Annotated in this window: 18 protein-coding genes and 1 other RNA gene; 9 read left to right on the top strand and 10 right to left on the bottom strand. The window is 42.6% G+C overall.

Annotated features, from left to right (window positions below; all coding sequences use genetic code 11):
- Positions 1–199 precede the first annotated feature (199 nt).
- Genes R7044_RS17790 through R7044_RS17775 form a run of 4 tightly spaced genes read right to left on the bottom strand, consistent with a single transcriptional unit; the run spans position 200 to position 2957 of the window.
- On the bottom strand, positions 200–610 hold the full coding sequence (locus R7044_RS17790; RefSeq protein WP_005381606.1) for a prepilin-type N-terminal cleavage/methylation domain-containing protein: 411 nt from the start codon (positions 608–610) through the stop codon (positions 200–202).
- Positions 600–1853 (bottom strand): hypothetical protein, encoded by a 1254-nt coding sequence (locus tag R7044_RS17785; protein ID WP_205390742.1) that lies wholly within the window; start codon positions 1851–1853, stop codon positions 600–602. The genes R7044_RS17790 and R7044_RS17785 overlap by 11 nt, the downstream gene beginning before the upstream one ends.
- The gene (locus R7044_RS17780; protein WP_005381615.1) at positions 1850–2467 is read right to left on the bottom strand and encodes a PilW family protein; all 618 of its coding nucleotides are present in this window, start codon (positions 2465–2467) and stop codon (positions 1850–1852) included. Before R7044_RS17780 ends, R7044_RS17785 begins: the two co-directional genes overlap by 4 nt.
- Positions 2448–2957, bottom strand: a complete 510-nt coding sequence (locus R7044_RS17775; RefSeq protein ID WP_205390741.1) for a GspH/FimT family pseudopilin — start codon at positions 2955–2957, stop codon at positions 2448–2450. The genes R7044_RS17780 and R7044_RS17775 overlap by 20 nt, the downstream gene beginning before the upstream one ends.
- A 103-nt stretch (positions 2958–3060) precedes the next feature.
- Here R7044_RS17775 and R7044_RS17770 point away from each other — a divergent pair, with 103 nt between their 5' ends.
- Positions 3061–3492 (top strand): type IV pilin protein, encoded by a 432-nt coding sequence (locus R7044_RS17770; RefSeq protein WP_205391100.1) that lies wholly within the window; start codon positions 3061–3063, stop codon positions 3490–3492.
- Between the two features lie 69 nt (positions 3493–3561).
- Here the strand turns inward: R7044_RS17770 and dnaJ are convergent, their stop codons facing one another.
- The 4 genes from dnaJ to grpE all read right to left on the bottom strand — a co-directional run bounded on the left by dnaJ (position 3562) and on the right by grpE (position 9464).
- Positions 3562–4710: a molecular chaperone DnaJ gene (gene dnaJ, locus R7044_RS17765; protein WP_005381620.1), complete on the bottom strand. Its 1149-nt coding sequence runs from the start codon at positions 4708–4710 to the stop codon at positions 3562–3564.
- A 204-nt stretch (positions 4711–4914) separates the two neighbouring features.
- Positions 4915–6828 carry a molecular chaperone DnaK gene (dnaK, locus tag R7044_RS17760; RefSeq protein WP_005381623.1) on the bottom strand — a complete coding sequence of 638 codons (1914 nt, stop codon included), beginning with the start codon at positions 6826–6828 and terminating at the stop codon, positions 4915–4917.
- Positions 6829–7175: 347 nt separating this feature from the next.
- Complete coding sequence (locus R7044_RS17755; protein WP_005381625.1) at positions 7176–8450, bottom strand: dicarboxylate/amino acid:cation symporter; 1275 nt, start codon at positions 8448–8450, stop codon at positions 7176–7178.
- Positions 8451–8867: 417 nt separating this feature from the next.
- Positions 8868–9464, bottom strand: coding sequence for a nucleotide exchange factor GrpE (gene grpE, locus R7044_RS17750; RefSeq protein WP_021034134.1), 597 nt, complete (start codon positions 9462–9464; stop codon positions 8868–8870).
- 146 nt (positions 9465–9610) lie between these two features.
- Between grpE and nadK the strand changes: the two genes are divergently transcribed.
- From nadK to bamE, 5 genes are all read left to right on the top strand, one after another.
- Positions 9611–10495, top strand: a complete 885-nt coding sequence (gene nadK / locus R7044_RS17745) for an NAD(+) kinase (RefSeq protein WP_005381631.1) — start codon at positions 9611–9613, stop codon at positions 10493–10495.
- Positions 10496–10760: 265 nt separating this feature from the next.
- On the top strand, positions 10761–11951 hold the full coding sequence (locus R7044_RS17740; RefSeq protein ID WP_005383752.1) for a DUF3103 domain-containing protein: 1191 nt from the start codon (positions 10761–10763) through the stop codon (positions 11949–11951).
- A 166-nt stretch (positions 11952–12117) separates the two neighbouring features.
- Positions 12118–13782 (top strand): DNA repair protein RecN, encoded by a 1665-nt coding sequence (gene recN / locus R7044_RS17735; protein ID WP_005383750.1) that lies wholly within the window; start codon positions 12118–12120, stop codon positions 13780–13782.
- 21 nt (positions 13783–13803) lie between these two features.
- Positions 13804–14286, top strand: a complete 483-nt coding sequence (locus tag R7044_RS17730; RefSeq protein WP_064376795.1) for a GNAT family N-acetyltransferase — start codon at positions 13804–13806, stop codon at positions 14284–14286.
- A 242-nt stretch (positions 14287–14528) separates the two neighbouring features.
- Positions 14529–14888, top strand: a complete 360-nt coding sequence (bamE, locus tag R7044_RS17725) for an outer membrane protein assembly factor BamE (protein ID WP_017820585.1) — start codon at positions 14529–14531, stop codon at positions 14886–14888.
- 101 nt (positions 14889–14989) lie between these two features.
- Here the strand turns inward: bamE and R7044_RS17720 are convergent, their stop codons facing one another.
- Both R7044_RS17720 and R7044_RS17715 read right to left on the bottom strand, forming a co-directional pair.
- Positions 14990–15349 (bottom strand): RnfH family protein, encoded by a 360-nt coding sequence (locus R7044_RS17720; protein ID WP_064376794.1) that lies wholly within the window; start codon positions 15347–15349, stop codon positions 14990–14992.
- Complete coding sequence (locus R7044_RS17715) at positions 15339–15782, bottom strand: SRPBCC family protein (RefSeq protein ID WP_005381641.1); 444 nt, start codon at positions 15780–15782, stop codon at positions 15339–15341. Before R7044_RS17715 ends, R7044_RS17720 begins: the two co-directional genes overlap by 11 nt.
- A gap of 119 nt (positions 15783–15901) precedes the next feature.
- On the opposite strand from R7044_RS17715, the gene smpB reads away from it, so the two are divergent.
- The 3 genes from smpB to R7044_RS17700 all read left to right on the top strand — a co-directional run bounded on the left by smpB (position 15902) and on the right by R7044_RS17700 (position 17835).
- Positions 15902–16387, top strand: a complete 486-nt coding sequence (gene smpB / locus R7044_RS17710) for an SsrA-binding protein SmpB (protein ID WP_005381642.1) — start codon at positions 15902–15904, stop codon at positions 16385–16387.
- 66 nt (positions 16388–16453) lie between these two features.
- Positions 16454–16821: a transfer-messenger RNA gene (gene ssrA, locus R7044_RS17705) on the top strand.
- Positions 16822–17349: 528 nt separating this feature from the next.
- Positions 17350–17835 (top strand): DUF6795 domain-containing protein, encoded by a 486-nt coding sequence (locus R7044_RS17700; protein WP_064377308.1) that lies wholly within the window; start codon positions 17350–17352, stop codon positions 17833–17835.
- Positions 17836–17988 lie beyond the last annotated feature (153 nt).

The following is a 17988-nucleotide window of genomic DNA, read 5'->3' as shown; positions in this document are numbered from 1 at the left end:
ATGGAGAAAGCACAAGGTTCTAGATTTTTTTTCATAATTGGAGACATATTTTGCAAAAACACCACTTCAATTAAACATAATAAAAACAGTAGCACATCAACTCAATTAACAGTTCAAAAACTATTTATTAACCGTGACAAGTCCGGTATTAAACAGGAATTACACCCGCATTTGTCCCTGCCCATGTATGCAATTGAACTTAGTTTTCGAATTCACTGTATTGTGAGATCATCGTTTTAAGCTGAACTGATCGCGTCTCGCCGATTCTATCCTTCCAGCTAGAGGTAATGGTGATAGTTTTCAGTGTTCCTGAAACCGTGGCAGCTGGAACTTCCCACTCGACGACATAAGATCCAGTAACAGAAGAGCCTGTTGCAATAGAAGCAAAATTTGCAGGTGTGATGGTAGACATCGCCGCAGAAGCACCACGCGTCCGGAACCATTCGAGCTGGTTTTCTGCTAGACGAAGTGCTTCAATACTTTTTATGGCATATTCGGATTCGCGTTCTAGATACACGTTTAGCTTCGTTAAACCTAGAGCCCCAACACCGATAAGTAGAAAAGAAATTAGAACTTCAAGAAGGTTAAAACCTTTTTGTTTAGAGATCATTCCAGGAGCCTTTTTTCCATCTAGGAATTGCATGCGCATTCCTTGAATTGTCTATCACATCTTTATTGTATCTAAAGTCCAAAGAATCGAAGAAAACCGCTGCCTGATCTTCACTATCAAAATATTGACCACCAGATACCGTAAAAGAACCATGCTGATAATAAGAAGCTATTGTCCTGTATGAGTCTTCTACAACACTTGGCACATGATTTAGGTGAGCATTGGCTTCGAACCCAACCCAATCCGCTGTTGTCGGGGTATAATCATGATTGAAATGAAACAAGACCCCTTTAAACTTATTTGATGTAGCGCCGGAGCTCGGTGGTCCCATCACGGAGAAAAGACCATCATGAATGAGCACTGTTACGCCATTGGTCGATGATGTAGCATTCACTAAATCATTGTATTCCGATTGCTTGATTTCACAGCTCCCTTCCACCCATAAATGATGCTTCCCTGACTGAATTTCTGCTGTTAAAGCAGCACCACAATTAGGTATACCATCAGCCACTGAGCCCGTCATAACATGAAATACACCATTATCTCGGACATCGTTATGCTCTTCAGCCTTTACTCCAAAGAAGGATTCAAATGGCTTTAAATCTGTATCTTGAGTAAAATCATCACCAGCACCAACCCCGCCAACACTAGATGAGAGATGACGGTTTGCCGTCGTGTTTGCACAATCTTTATTTGTAGGGTTGTTAAAATCGGCATAGGGAGACTCTCCATAAATTACGCCTTTATTATCAACTGAAGAGGAGTAAAAGCGCTTTTTATACCTTAACGCAATACACTCCCACCCATCGCTGCTCAATTCCCCTGGGTCTGGAGTAGAGAACGTTGCACTAGAATGAAAATAAATGTCGGCACTAGACTGCATTGCACCATAACTCAAGTTACCTCCCAAAATAATCTCCTTACTAATGCTTGTAAATCCAACATTAGAAGTAACCAAATACCCCTTGGAAGTACTCGTAAAATTCGGAATCGTCCAAAGCCCTGAGCCACAATCTGTTATTACGGCAGGTACAATATTATTAACTCTAAATTGCGCCCATGCACATTCAACACCTCCTTCCGCTAACCAATGTGCTTGTCGAGATTTTATTTCGTTTTGCGCAACTTTTATTTGAAAAAATACACCTTTGGATGATGCTAATGATGCAATTAAAGCAAGTAATAAAAGTATAGAAGTCACAAGCAAAGTGGTATAACCGGAATAGCTATATTTAGATGTCATTGCCAATTCCTTTGTTTGATAGAAAACTCCGCAACTTCACTAAAGACTCCATCAATCGTTTTCAAACCTAACTTAACGCTCGTGACCGAACTTACATTTCCTCCATTAGTCACTGTTTCTGAACTAACGGTGAATTGGGTAACTTGGAAAATATCATCATCAAATAGAGAACGACAAAAATCTATACCATCAAAAGATAATATTTGTGTTTGAGACACAACGCCTTTTTCACATATAAAAAACCGAGTATCTCTCTTCTCATACTTAATATTTCGATAGTCTTCATTGGCAGCTGAGTCCTCTTTAAAATACACAAGCCCTACAGAAGAGGCGCCGCTCAGCATTATGGTTCCTGTAGCTCCGGATAATTTGAGTGAACTACCGTTCCCACCATCATAACCTGCCCTTTGAATATCTTCTTTCATAACAGATAAAGTGATATTCAGACCTTGCAATAAATTTAGCTCTAAGCTTTTTTCCTTTGCTGTTTTTTGTAAACTCAAGAATATAGAGCCCACTACACTAAGGACAATTAATCCAATTAAAGAACTAATCATCAATTCGATTAAAGAGCTACCTATTTGATAACGTTTGTTAGCACTGACGGTAATCATATAACTTAGCTCCAGAGTTACTACAAATTTTAATCCTTCCGGGAGGGTTAGAGAGCTTTGCTTGTAGTTTTGTGTTTTGAGCATTGGTTGGGAAAAACTCTATATTTCCTCCTTGGGGTCGTCCACGGACCTCATCGAAGCTTATTTTTTGATTATCGTAGCTGTGCTTCAAAGATAATTCAGGGTAGGCAGAGCCGGAAAGGCTTAAAATTACGCCCCCAGAGCCGCTAGACGAGTTAGTTAACTGTAGAGACCATGCACCTTGACTGACAACGACGTTTTTAGCCATAGAGAAATGTATATATAACTTTTGATTTCTCATTACCGCCTCGGACTTACTTTGGCTTAGAAAACCAGCTAATTCAGTTGCTAATCGCTGCATTTGCACAGTTTGTGAAACACGGCTAAAGCTTGGAGCTGCAAACGCCAATATAATACTCAGTACAGCAACAGTAATAAGAAGCTCCAACAACGTAAACCCGCGAGGCATTTCCCAAATTCCTATGTAAACGGCAAAAGGGCCGTAATTCATCTTGCACAGATGCTATCACCTGCCAAAAATAGGCGGAAAAGTGAAAAGGAAACTACTCGTGATGATTCGAATTTCTCGTTGTAACGGCTACAAAAAAGGATTGAGAGGGATGACATTGATCGAATTACTGATAGCTGTCGTGATTGTCGGGATCATTGCTGCGATCGCCTACCCTTCTTACACTAATCATGTAATCAAGTCTCATAGGACGGTTGCCTTGAGCGATCTTAATCGAATTCAGCTAGAGCTAGAGACATCTTATGATGGTGGGTACGACTGGAGTCATATTCTCTCTGGAGGAACATGCACTCTATGTGACTCAGACACAAATAGATTTTCTTTCGATATTGCGAGCTCTGCAAGTACGGCCTATACCATTACAGCAACAGCAAAATCGTCTCTGGGACAAGACGACGACGAGTGCTTGACTGGTTCTAAAACGATTACTTTAACGTCAACAAATGTCGAAGAACCAAGTGATTGCTGGAATTAGGAAGAACACCGAGATGCAAAAAGGCCTGCATTTTAGCAGGCCTTTGTATTTGTGCTTTTCACTAACGTCTTAGCTGGTTAAATCATCAAAGAACTTTTTCACACCGTTGAAAAAGCCTTCTGATTTAGGCTTGTGCTTTGTCGCCGCTTCACCACCACAAGACTCTTCAAACTCTTTGAGCAGTTCTTTTTGGCGTGAGCTTAGGTTTACTGGTGTTTCAACAACCAACTTAACAATAAGATCACCAACACCGCCACCGCGAACGCCTTTCACACCTTTACCACGCATACGGAACATACGACCTGTTTGCGTTTCTGAAGGCACTTTTAGGCTTACGCGACCATCTAGGGTTGGTACTTCAACTTCACCACCTAGAGCTGCCATCGCAAAGCTTACTGGCACTTCACAGTATAGGTTGTTGCCATCACGCTCGAAGATATGGTGCTCTTTCACGTGCACTTGTACATACAAGTCGCCAGCAGGTGCTCCCATTTCTCCCGCTTCACCTTCGCCAGATAGACGAATACGGTCGCCAGTATCAACACCTGCAGGGATCTTAACATTAAGTGTTTTTGTTTTCTGCTTACGACCTTGACCATGACACTCATTACAAGGGTCTTTAATGATTTTACCTTTACCGTGACAGGTAGGACAGGTTTGCTGCACTGCGAAGAAGCCTTGGCGCATCTGTACTTGACCATGACCATGACAGGTACCACATGTTTCAGCAGATGAACCTTTCTTCGCGCCACTACCATCACAAGTATCACAGTGTACTAGTGTCGGTACTTCGATCTCCTTCGTTACACCACGAACCGCTTCTTCTAGCGTCAATTCCATGTTGTAACGTAGGTCAGCACCTCGCTGGGCACGGTGGCCACCACCGCCACGACGACCACCACCAAAGATGTCACCGAATACATCGCCAAAGATGTCGCCGAAATCAGCACCGCCGCCGCCAAAGCCGCCGCCACCGAAACCACCGCCGCCTTGTTCAAAAGCAGCATGACCGTATTGGTCGTACGCCGCTTTCTTTTGAGGGTCGGTCAGAACTTCGTACGCTTCTTTTACTTCTTTAAACTTGTCCGCCGCAGAATCATCACCCTGGTTTCGGTCTGGGTGGAATTTCATCGCTAGACGCTTATACGCCTTTTTGATATCGCGCTCTGAGGCATCACGGCTTACGCCTAATACTTCGTAAAAATCACGTTTTGACATGTTCTTCGTCACCAGTTAATTACTACAAACGGCATCGATTCACCGCTTGGTGTTTGTATCGTTCTAGGTAAGTGCACTTGTCTGCAACATACTTAACTAGAAAGACAGCGTTTACAAACAGACGGGCGTAAGAGTTGCCCCAAACGCCCGCACACGAAGTCTTATCGACCCCAGATGGCTAAGCAGCCATCTGGTTAAGAAATATTATTTCTTGTCGTCTTTAACTTCTTCGAACTCAGCATCTACAACGTCGTCTTCTTTAGACTGTGCACCTGCGTCAGCACCTTGTGCTTGCTGCGCTTGAGCTTGTTGTTGAGCGATTTCCATCAGCTTTTGAGAAGCAGTCATTAGTGCTTGAACTTTAGCATCGATAGCTTCTTTGTCTTCGCCTTTACGTGCTGTTTCTAGCTCAGAAATTGCTGCTTCAATCTTCTCTTTCTCTTCTGCAGGTAGCGCTTCACCAGCTTCTTCTACTTGCTTACGAGTACCGTGAATCATTTGGTCAGCTTGGTTACGTGCAGTCGCTAGCTCTTCGAACTTCTTGTCCGCTTCTTTGTTAGCTTCTGCTTCTTGAACCATTTTCTCGATGTCTTCATCGCTTAGACCGCCAGAAGCTTGGATAGTGATCTTCTGCTCTTTACCAGTCTGCTTGTCTTTCGCAGACACGTGTAGGATACCATCCGCATCAAGGTCAAAAGTAACCTCGATTTGTGGCATACCACGTGGTGCAGGCTGGATGCCTTCTAGGTTAAATTGGCCTAGAGACTTGTTGTACATCGCTTGCTTACGCTCACCTTGTAGAACGTGGATAGTTACCGCGCTCTGGTTGTCTTCCGCTGTAGAGAAAACTTGGTTCGCTTTAGTTGGGATAGTTGTGTTCTTCTCAACTAACTTAGTCATCACGCCACCCATTGTCTCGATACCTAGAGACAGTGGAGTTACGTCTAGTAGTAGTACGTCTTTAACGTCACCAGCAAGTACACCACCTTGAACTGCAGCACCCATTGCTACTGCTTCGTCAGGGTTTACGTCACGGCGCGCTTCTTTACCAAAGAACTCAGCAACTTTCGCTTGAACCATTGGCATACGAGTCTGACCACCAACTAGGATTACGTCAGTGATGTCGTTTACTGATAGGTCAGCGTCAGCTAGAGCTACTTTTAATGGCTCAAGAGAGCGTTGTACTAGGTCTTCAACTAGAGATTCTAGTTTTGCACGAGTCACTTTAATGTTCATGTGCTTAGGACCAGTTGCATCTGCAGTAACGTAAGGTAGGTTTACGTCTGTTTGAGAAGTAGAAGAAAGCTCGATTTTCGCTTTCTCTGCTGCTTCTTTAACACGCTGCATTGCTAGTGGGTCGTTCTTAAGGTTGATGCCTTGCTCTTTGTTGAACTCATCAACCAAGTAGTTGATTAGACGGTTATCAAAGTCTTCACCACCTAGGTGAGTATCACCGTTAGTTGCTAGAACTTCGAATGTTTTCTCGCCTTCAACTTCATCGATTTCGATGATTGAAATATCGAATGTACCACCACCAAGGTCGTATACCGCGATAGTGCGATCGCCGCCTTTCTTATCAAGACCGTAAGCTAGCGCAGCTGCTGTTGGTTCGTTGATGATACGTTTAACTTCTAGACCTGCGATACGGCCAGCATCTTTTGTCGCTTGACGCTGAGCATCGTTAAAGTAAGCAGGTACTGTGATAACTGCGCCAGTTACTTCCTCACCAAGGAAATCTTCAGCAGTTTTCTTCATTTTCTTAAGAACTTCAGCAGAAACCTGAGGAGCTGCCATTTTTTGGCCTTTCGCTTCTACCCAAGCATCACCGTTGTCAGCCTTAACGATTTTGTAAGGCATGATTTCGATGTCACGCTGAACTTCTTCGTCTTCAAAACGACGACCGATTAGACGCTTAATTGCAAATAGCGTGTTTTCTGGGTTAGTTACTGCTTGACGTTTCGCTGGTTGACCTACTAGCGTCTCACCGTCAGTGTAAGCAATAACCGATGCAGTAGTACGTTCGCCCTCTGCGTTTTCAATTACACGTGGTTTGTCGCCGTCTAATACAGCAACACATGAGTTAGTAGTACCTAAGTCAATACCAATGATTTTACCCATCTGGCTATCTCCGAATAAATTCTATTTTCGTTTGGTTATAACCCCAATGTGGGGGGAGGAGAATCGGGTTTCAACCCTTGCTCACAAACAAAAATAATCAATGTTTGCTTCTCTATGCCACATAGATAAGGGCGGCAAAATGCTTTTCAAGGGCAGAATTAAAAAAAAGCGTCTTTTTTCGAAATTTATGTGTTTCTTTCTGATTAGTTGGGAACTCGTCACACTGCTGTAGCGCAACAAAACGTCATTTCCCAGATAAATTTATTTATGCCCGACTCTTCCTAAATAAAAAACGAGCTCATAAGAGCTCGCTTCAATATTAGGGTTAAAATAAATGATTCAAGGTATTAGGCGTTCGCTTGAGCAGGCTCAGCATCAACACCTTCTTCTTTACCTATCTCACCTTCTGTTTTTGCAACAATGGTGTTCACTGCCGTGTCGCCGACAACGTTAGATGATGTACAGAACATATCATTAATACGGTCGACCGCTGCAATGATTGCCAAACCTTCAGGTGGTAAGCCTAGCTGGTGAAGCAAAACACCTACCATTACCACGCCGCCCCCAGGAACGCCGCCAGCACCAATAGATAACAGAAGAATAGTTAAGCCAAGTGTGAAGATGTCTGCGGTGTTAATTGGCTGGCCAAAAGCGTTCGCAACAAACATCGTTGCTAGAGCAATATAGATAGACACACCAGACATATTCATCGTTGCGCCCAGTGGTACACCGAAGCCAGCAACCGATTTAGAGACCTGAAGCTTTTCTGTCAGTGTGCGCATCGTTACCGGGATAGTCGCGTTTGAGCTCGCGGTAGATAGAGAGAAAAGAATCTGCTCACGAGTTGCACGTAGGAAAGTCTTTGGAGAAGTTCCTGTCGCAATACTCACTGCCATTGGGTAGAAGAAGAAGATCCAGAACACCAACATCGCAACCACCAAAGCCACGTAACCGGCAACGGACATTAATGTATTGGCGTTTAGCGTTGCACCTAGTTGAATCATTAGTGCGAACACACCATATGGTGCAAGACTCATCACTAATCCAACCAATTTCATCATGATTTCATTTGCCATTTTGAATGTGCGAATAGCTGGGCCACCACGAGAATCCAAAGCTTGAATTGCAAGCCCCGTCAAAATTGCCATAAAGATGATTTGCAGCATGTCGCCGCTAGCAAACGCTTGTACAGGATTGCTAGGAACAATGTTAACAACTAAAGAGAAAATGTCCGGCGTCTCTGTCGTTGTCAGCTGTACAGCCTCAGATACCGTTCCTGCTAGATTAGCGCCCGCTCCTGGCTGGAAGATCAAGCCGACAGTCAAAGCCGCCGTAATCGCAATGATGGTGTTAAGAATGTAAAGGGTAAAAGTTTTTCCACCAAGACGACCAAATGCACTGATGTCTTTCAAGTCAACAATGCCGCATACGATTGAAACGTAAACTAAAGGAACAACAAGCAATTTGATCAGTGAGACGAACATGCCGCCAACACCTTCTGCAGCTCCAAGTAGGTATGTATCAAAAATCGCAATACCGCTAAATAAGTACTGAATTGCTGTCCCCAGCACAAGGCCGGCAAACAAGCCTATAAAAATCTTACTAGAAAGCGATTTATCCATTATAAATCTCCGATATGTTGTGTTTGCTATTTACATTTTTGTAGTTATATATGCTTACTTTTAAAGCATTAGTCGCAAATCATACACACCAAAGTTACAAAATAAAGTGATAATTTACATTTTTGTTAACGAAATTGTTTTAGAAAAAATGACTATATTTACATTCCTATGCAGAACAAACATTCACGCAGCGAATGATTACAATCACTTATAGCCCTTCCCGTTAATAAACACGCAGCGAGATGAGAGAAAATCTCCTATAGGAAAATAATTAACCAATAGGAAAAAATATGAAGGGGATCAAATTTTCATTTATCGATATACAACGAAGTTCGATGCAGTCATTTATGTTTAAAACAAAAAAGCGCCCATCAAAAATGATGGGCGCTTTTATATTTAAAAAACAGGGAGTTAAAGTTACTTAGCAACCATTACCATTGCCGGACGAATCACACGGCCGTTTAGTTCGTAACCTTTTTGCATAACAAACATAACAGTGTTTGATTCATGATCAGGGCTCTCCTGAATCGACATCGCTTGATGGAACTCTGGATTGAATGCTTCACCTTCAGGGTTGATTGCTTTCAAGCCAAATTTCGCTACAACGTCTACAAACGTTTTATGGGTTAGTTCAACGCCTTCTAGGAACGGCTTCACAGTTTCATTCTCTGTATCTGCCGCTTGAATTGCACGCTCTAGGTTATCAATAACAGGAAGCAGCTCTTCTGCAAACTTGTTCAACGCAAACTTACGTGCTTTATCGATCTCTTGCTCAGTGCGACGACGCATGTTTTCTACTTCAGCTTTAGAACGCAACACCGCATCTTGTTGCTCTTTTACTTTTGCCTCGCTAGACAATAGTGCCGCTTCTAGTTGAGCAATCTTAGCGTCTGTCTCATCACCAAGCTCTTCAAGCTCAGCTTCAACTTCTTGTGCTTCAGCTTCTACTTTTTCAGCCTCTTCGATGATTTGATCAAGCTCTTCTTCTGTAACTTTGTTTTCTTCGTTGCTCATGATATCTCCAGAATTCAACATAATGCCCTTAAAGCCATGCGCGTTTTTGCGGGCTTTAACCACATAAAAATTCGCATATTTAGGTGACTTGCCATTATTATGGGGATGAAGATTCCTGATTCAAGCCTCTTTAATGCGGAAATGCTATGAAAAATCCATGTAACGTGATCGCGATTATCGGAAAACCAAGAGATCAACAAGCAATTCAAACTCATAAAGAGTTGTACCAATGGTTGACCTCTGAGGGCTATAAAGTATTCATTGACGATCGCCTTGCCGCAATACTGGATGATATCCCACAGAGTCAGTTTGCTAGCTTAGTTGAACTAGGAAAAAATGCCGATCTAGCCATTGTGGTTGGTGGCGATGGCAACATGTTAGGTGCGGCAAGAATTTTATCCCGATTTGATGTGCCAGTTATAGGCGTGAACCGTGGAAATTTGGGCTTCTTAACTGACTTGAACCCAGACGACTTCCAAGCGTCTCTGCAAGCGGTACTCGACGGTGAGTATATTGAAGAGGAACGTTTTCTTTTAGAGGCGGAAGTACACCGCCACGGACAAATAAAGAGCCATAACGCTGCGCTAAACGAAGCCGTACTTCACCCAGGGCAAATTGCTCATATGATTGAATTTGAAGTGTATATTGATGAAAGCTTCGCCTTCTCTTTACGGGCCGACGGTTTGATTGTCTCCACTCCGACTGGCTCGACGGCATATTCACTTTCTGGCGGCGGCCCAATTCTTTCTCCTAGCTTGAATGCCATTTCACTCGTGCCAATGTTCCCTCATACATTGTCGAGTCGACCTTTGGTGGTTGATGGAAAACGTCGAATTAAATTGGTGGTATCACCAGAAAACCGTGGAACACAAGAAGTTAGCTGTGATGGACAAGTCTCACTTCCAGTTACCCCTGGCGACGAAATTCACATCTATCAAAGTCCAAATGTACTAAAGCTCATCCATCCAAAAGACTACAGCTACTATCACGTCTTACGGAATAAGCTTGGCTGGTCTAGTAAATTGTTCTAACACTTGTTACTCAGGGCAATAACTTCAATAAAAAAGCCAGCAGCTTAATTGCTACTGGCTTTTGGCTTTCTTAGACAAGAAATAGACACAAAGTAGTGAGGCGACACGATATTTGTCATCATTAAAGAGAAGCTTATAAATTTTGATCCTGTGGGCAAACTTTACACAAAAGATAGAAAAGCAAATTCAATGATCTATGTCCGGTGATATTCTCACCATGAATAGAGTATTAACTCTATTTCATACAATCAATAAAGGACATATTATGAAGAAAACCATCATTCTGTCTGTTCTCAGTACATTAGCACTTATTGGCTGCCAATCAGAGGAAACGCAAGTCAACAGTGTATCCAACGCAAAAGCGGAAGATATCACTAAGACGAAGCGTGCCCTAGCTCAACAATTGAGTGAGAACTATGCTGCCATTGAACCCATGTTGAGAAGAGATATTACTCCACAACAGACTAACGTGTCTGTATCAGCATTTGTTAAGCAAAACCCTAACTCAGAGTTCAGCCGCCAGCTTGTACAAGCTGACACTCAAATTCGTAGCTGGAAAGGTATTTCTGAATACTCAGATCAGTTGTTAGAAGTTCGCTTGGCAAATGAAGCCATGATAACAGCATGGCAAAGTGGCGAGGTCGAGCCATTATTTGCGTTTGAACCAAGTGGTGATGATGAGAATTGGCAATACATCGAAGCATTTGATGTTTATGGCAACATCCATCAACTCGATGTTTACCAGCTCCCTGAGGTACCTGTACTTGTCGTTGATAACAATAGCTCTGCAGAGCTAAAAGCAGGCTTGCAAGCTATGCAAGCTGAGATGAAAAAACTCGGTCAACCAGCTTTAGTTCAACCATATATTGCTGATGAACAACGCCAAAATACACCGCTATTGTCAAGTAGCGCAGTGGGCGAAGCGGCTCCAATTCAAACCACGCAGTTGAAAAAGATCCGTCTAGCCGATGACAAAGAACCTTGGATCTCTGGCAAGGCAGAAATCTACGCTATCGTAACGGGCGTCAATCCAAGTCGTGATGAACCTACTCTCGATTTGGTGGAGCTTCCATACTTAGACTACGATAACCAAGATTACTATCCAAATCAGATCATTATTCACTGGTCTCGTTACCGCTGGGGTGCGGCAGACATTGTGCTCATGGAGCAAGATGACGGCACAGACTATAAACAATTGGCAAAACTCCTTGTTCAAGTTGCCGAAGAAGTATTGAAAGCGATTCCAGATCCAGAAGTTCAGGCTTACGCGATTATTCCGCAAATCACGAACAAGATCATCGACACTATCCCCGATGGTGTACTCACGAATGATGATGACTTCGTCGACGTTTACTACACTCTAATGCAAGACACTTCATACGTAGATCACCCAGGTGCAGGTGTGAATGCAGTCGTCACACTAGAACCACTAACGATTAACCCAACTCGTCCGTAACCTGTTCAATTTTAATGAGTCGTTGTAATCACATCGGCTCATTTTTCCCACTTCATCACAAAAAAACAGCCTACAAAGAAAATTTTCCCTACCTGACTTTACTGTATAAAGAAACAGTATATACTGTTCTCTTATACAGTATTGTTCAGTTATACAGGTAAATAAAATGCTGGCTCATCTAAGTGTTAATAATTTTGCGATTGTTAAGTCTTTACAACTCGAGCTTTCTAAGGGCATGACCACCATTACAGGTGAAACAGGCGCGGGTAAATCCATTGCTATCGATGCTTTAGGGCTCTGCTTAGGCGGACGAGCCGATGCCGGCATGGTGCGACAAGGTGAAGAGAAAACCGAAGTTAGCGCCGCTTTTTTATTGGACAACAACTTACATGCAACACGTTGGTTAGAAGATAACGATCTGCTAGATGGCAGTGAGTGTATTTTGCGTCGTATTATCACAAAAGAAGGCCGCTCAAGAGCCTTCATTAATGGCAGCCCTGTTCCACTATCACAACTCAAATCTCTAGGGCAGCTACTTATCAATATCCATGGGCAGCACGCTCATCATCAATTGATGAAAAGTGAGCACCAAATGGCCATGCTCGACCAATATGCTGGGCATTTAAACCTACTAAAAAGCACACGAAGTGCTTACCAGCATTGGCGTCAGGCGGATAATAACCTCAAGCAGCTAAAAGAAAATAGCCAGCAAAACCAGGCGCAAAAACAGTTGCTTGAATACCAAATCAAAGAACTGAATGAGTTATCGCTAGGTGAAGAAGAATTTGCAGAGCTCGAGCAAGAGCACAAACGACTATCCAACAGTGGTGAACTCGCCACTACCTGTCAGCAAGCCATCGAACTTATTTACGAAGGTGAAGAAGTCAATGCGCTTGGTATTTTGCAATCGGCCAATCACTCCCTAATTCAATTAGCCGAATTAGATGAAAAGCTATCTGAGCTACCTAACATGCTGTCAGAAGCGATGATTCAACTTGAAGAAACGAAGAATGAATTACGCAGCTACTTAGATGGCATCGATGTTGATCCTGCTCGTATGGCTTATGTAGAAGAACGTTTTTCTAAAGTGATGTCTGTAGCTCGTAAACACCACGTAATGCCAGAAGAACTATACCAACATCATCAAGATCTTCTGGCCCAAGTAGAAGCGTTAGATTGCTCCGATGAACGTTTAGATGAGCTTGCTCAAGAAGTAGAACACAAGTACCAAAGCTTTCTAACACAAGCAGAAAAACTGCACAAATCACGCAGCCGTTACGCAAAAGAACTGAACAAACTGATCACACAAAGCATGCACGAATTGAGCATGGAGAAAGCAGTATTCAGTATCGAAGTTAGCAATGACAACACGCACCCATCGCCGCTTGGCATGGACAGCGTGTGCTTCTTAGTATCGACCAACCCGGGACAACCATTGCAACCTATAGCAAAAGTTGCGTCAGGCGGTGAGCTATCACGTATATCTCTAGCTATCCAAGTGATCACCGCTCAGAAAGTAGATACACCAAGTTTAATCTTCGATGAAGTGGATGTAGGTATTAGTGGCCCAACAGCTGCCGTAGTGGGCAAAATGCTACGCAAGCTTGGCGAATCTACTCAAGTATTGTGTGTCACTCACCTCCCTCAAGTTGCCGGATGCGGCCATCAACAAATGTTTGTTGCTAAGCAAACCAAAGCAGGCCAAACCGAAACCCAAATGCACGCATTAGATGAACAACAACGTGTGGCAGAATTAGCTCGCTTACTTGGTGGTAGTCAAATAACCGACTCAACGTTGGCAAACGCAAAAGAACTGCTTATCGCCGCTTAATAGATCGACAAGGGATGAGATATGGATATCAGAGCAATACACAAAACCAACTGCTTAGATCTCATCCCTATTTTTATTGAGTTAGAACATTACTACTTCAAAGAAAAAGCTTCATCAAAACACGATCTGGTCCATTATCTAAAGAGCCAAGTCTTCTCTGAACATTCTGGTGTTAATATCATTGCGGTTTACGATAATGATGACGTCGTAGGCTTTGCATCTTATACCGTCATGTTCCCTGCCCCAAAACTCTCAGGGCAGATGTACTTAAAAGATCTGTTCGTATCTTCGAAGGTTCGAGGAAAAGGGGTTGGTCTCAAGTTAATGAAGTATCTGGCATCTTTGGCGATCAAGTGTAGATGCCAAAGGTTGGACTGGACAGCTGAAAGTAGTAACCCTACCGCAGGTCAGTTTTACCGCTCAATTGGTGCAACACTAATTCATGAAAAAGAGTATTATCGTTTTTCAGGTGATGCATTACGCGAATTCGCCAAAACCGACTAACGAGTCACTAGGCTTTGCTCACCGCTGAAAGCGTCCATCACCCTACTTCCGATTGAAATTTGCTCTTCGTCACCTAACTAATACGTCATGTGGTGACATTTACCGCCTAATATCGGTGAATAAATGCAACTCAACTCAAAATTCGTTGTCAGATTGTCTACCATACGACGCATAGCTTTTTACATCTGCGTCGAGCTTGTTTATTATCAGCGCAGTATTTTAAAGGTTACTAAGAAATTATTATGCAATTAAAGAAGTGGTTAGTTGCCGTACCATTAGCAATGACATTGCTGACAGGATGTTCGGTATTGGAAAGACTGGTTTATCGTATTGATATCAACCAAGGCAACTATGTAGAACAAAGTGCGGTTGATAAATTAAAGTTTGGGATGACTAAAGCACAGGTTCGCTTCGTATTAGGGTCGCCAATGCTTATTGAAAACGGCTATCCAAACACTTGGTATTACATCTATCATCATACTCCTGGCCATGGCGAACCAGTACAGAAAGATCTGATTGTAAACTTTAATGACCAAGGCACACTCGCAGACATCAGTGGTGACTTTCCAAAAAGTGACGCATTTTACGAGCAAATTCAGTAAACTGACTTTTGCAAAAAAACCTCCCGTTTGGGAGGTTTTTTATTATATAGAAATCACGTTAGTCAAACTTTGAGTAACTCACATGAGCTATTGGGTTTATATTAATCCTGCTTATTTTTACGTACAGTACTAGGCTTGCCACCGGTGACTGGGTCTGCACTTCCCTCGGCTTTAGCCTGCTCCGCCCTTTTACGGCGAATCTCTTTCGGATCGGCGAGTAACGGACGATAAATCTCTATTCGGTCTCGATCTCGAACGGTCGCATCCAACTTCACGTTACGACTAAACACACCCACTTTGTTCTTGGACAAATCAATTTCAGGGTACAACTCCAATACACCGGATTGTCGAATGATCTCTTCTACCGTTGCGTGATTATTTACCACTAAGTTAAATACACGCTGTTCATGAGGAAGAGCATAGACAACCTCAACGTGAATCATATCTGACTCAATACTCATAACACTCGTAGACCTGTTTTGCGCGTTTAGTAAATGCATTTACCATATTACTAGTAAGCTCGTTAAAAATCTTACCGAAGGCCATCTCAATCATTTTACTTGAGAATTCAAACTCAAGCTTTAGTTCAACCTTGCAAGCTTGCTCATCTAGCGCGGTAAAAATCCAACCACCACGCAACGTCTTAAACGGGCCATCCACCAAGTTCATCATAATTGCCTGACCGGGGATCAACTCATTTGAAGTCGTAAACGTTTTGCTGATTCCAGCCTTCGCCACATCGACAGAAGCCACCATACCATTCCCCGAAGACTCAATGATTCTAGAGCCCGAGCAACCAGGCAGAAATTCAGGGTATTTAGCAACATCATTAACCAGATTGAACATCTGTTCGGCGCTAAAAGACACAAGCGCAGAACGGCTGACTTGCTTCATACATACTCCTATCGATACATGTACAGATTTAAAGCTACTCGCCAATTTTACTTTTATTCCACGATTGCGCAAATAAAAGGATTTCCTATCCGATATCCAACCCGTATAATGACGCTATTATGGCAAAGAAAAAAACGAAACAAAAAGCGGGTAGCAATACTATCGCGCTGAATAAAAAAGCTCGCCACGAGTATTTCATCGATGATGAAATCGAAGCTGGCTTGGAGCTCCAAGGTTGGGAAGTGAAAGCCCTTCGCCAAGGTAAAGCCAATATTTCTGAAAGTTACGTATTTATGCGTGACGGTGAAGCCTTTGTGAGTGGCATGACAATCACTCCTTTAAATCAGGCATCGACACACGTTGTGGCGAATCCTACACGTGTGCGTAAACTACTAATGAGTCGTCGTGAGCTGGATAATCTATTCGGACGTGTAAACCGTGAAGGTATGACATTAACGGCCCTCTCACTGTACTGGTCTCGCTCTTGGGTGAAACTAAAAATTGGCGTAGCAAAAGGTAAAAAGCTGCACGATAAACGTACGGATCTAAAAGAAAAAGACTGGGCAAGAGAAAAAGCACGCGTAATGAAGAGCGCGCTGCGTTAATCTTGACCACTTAAACGCATAGTACTGGACAGCCAATGCTTTTCTGTTACTATGCGAATATTACCTGGGGCTGATTTAGGATTCGACGGGAATTCAGAAGTCTGAGGTGCATGCCGAGGTGCGGTAGGCCTCGTTAACAAACCGCAAAAAAATAGTCGCAAACGACGAAAACTACGCACTAGCAGCTTAATAACCTGCTAAGAGCTCTCTCGCCCTAGCTTCCGCACGTAAGACGGGGATCAACGAGGGATCAAACCCAAACGCGCTAGCCCGGATTCTCCCGCCTGAGAGATGAACGGCGAATTTTAATTCAGGCTAGTCATTCATTAGCGTGTCGGTTCGCAGGTGGGTGGCGAAATTAAAGATCGACTAAGCATGTAGTACCAATGATGAACGGTTTTCGGACGCGGGTTCAACTCCCGCCAGCTCCACCAAACGTTTGGAAAAGGCCACCTTCGGGTGGCCTTTTTTGTATCAACTAAAATAGTCTCTTTTTTCAAACATTCATGCTTTCTGAAATCTTACTACATGGATTACCGCATACCTTTGGCCCATGTAGGTTTACAAACTCGTTGAGTATTAATCAGTAAACAAGAAGTTCATAAGTACTAATCAAAAAGGCAGAGAGCATGGTACTAAAAGCCCTGCAACTTAAAAGTCTTCTGCTTACCTATCCTTTCTAAGAGATAACTAGATCTAAGTCTAAAGTCTATACTCATCTCCCTCGATGAATTGCTTGATGCATTCATTGTTAGTCCCTACTCGCTTGTTTCATTACAACTCTATCGATGTAATGACTACAAATAGTAGTTACCAAAAAATAATGTAATTCTAATCACAAAGTTAACCTTAGATATTGAATAGAAACACAACATATATAGATTTTTAAATTTCAAAATGAAAGTATTGTTGTGAAAAATTAAGTTACTGGAATTATTACAGTCATATTAGTGAGCATTGTAATGAATTTTGAAGAAAGCAAATTGAATGACGAACACGTTAATCAATACACACCGCAAATCAATGGTGTGTTAACAAAGAAAGGAAAACCCCTTAGTAGCCTGAAGGTTAGCCTTAGTATTGGTTTAAGCACGTCAGGGAAATCAATAGACTTATCAACATTCACAGACAGTACTGGTCGCTTTGAGTTTTCTCCAGTCTATGAAAATAAAAACATCATAAGCACTCCTCTTATTGAACACTATGTAACTATTGTTTTAGTCGCAGAACTCAGCAATGATGAAAGTACTATTATTTGGGAAGGAAGCTTTGATGGTTATAAAATAGAGGATTACGTAAAAAATAACATGGCTAACCTTGCTTGTGACACTGAGAACCCTCTTAAGTACTTTGCTTTTTCAATTGATGATGAAGAAAACGATGACTACTACGTAAACAGCCAATGTAATTTATTTGGTTATATAGACTCTGACTTATATGGAAATTAAACAATGCACTCATGATACAACTCCAGTTCCTATGTCTCCTCTTTGGCCATTTATTTACGGGGGATATTGAGTATCGGTTAGCAGGAGGTTCTGGTATCGACTTCCACGCTCATGGACTAGGAAAAAACCTGTTCCGGGTTATGTCAATAACGC

It is taken from the genome of Vibrio sp. 1402 (assembly GCF_033340275.1).
The sequence above is the reverse complement of the archived record's forward strand: the minus strand, read 5'-3'. Positions and strand labels throughout refer to the sequence as shown.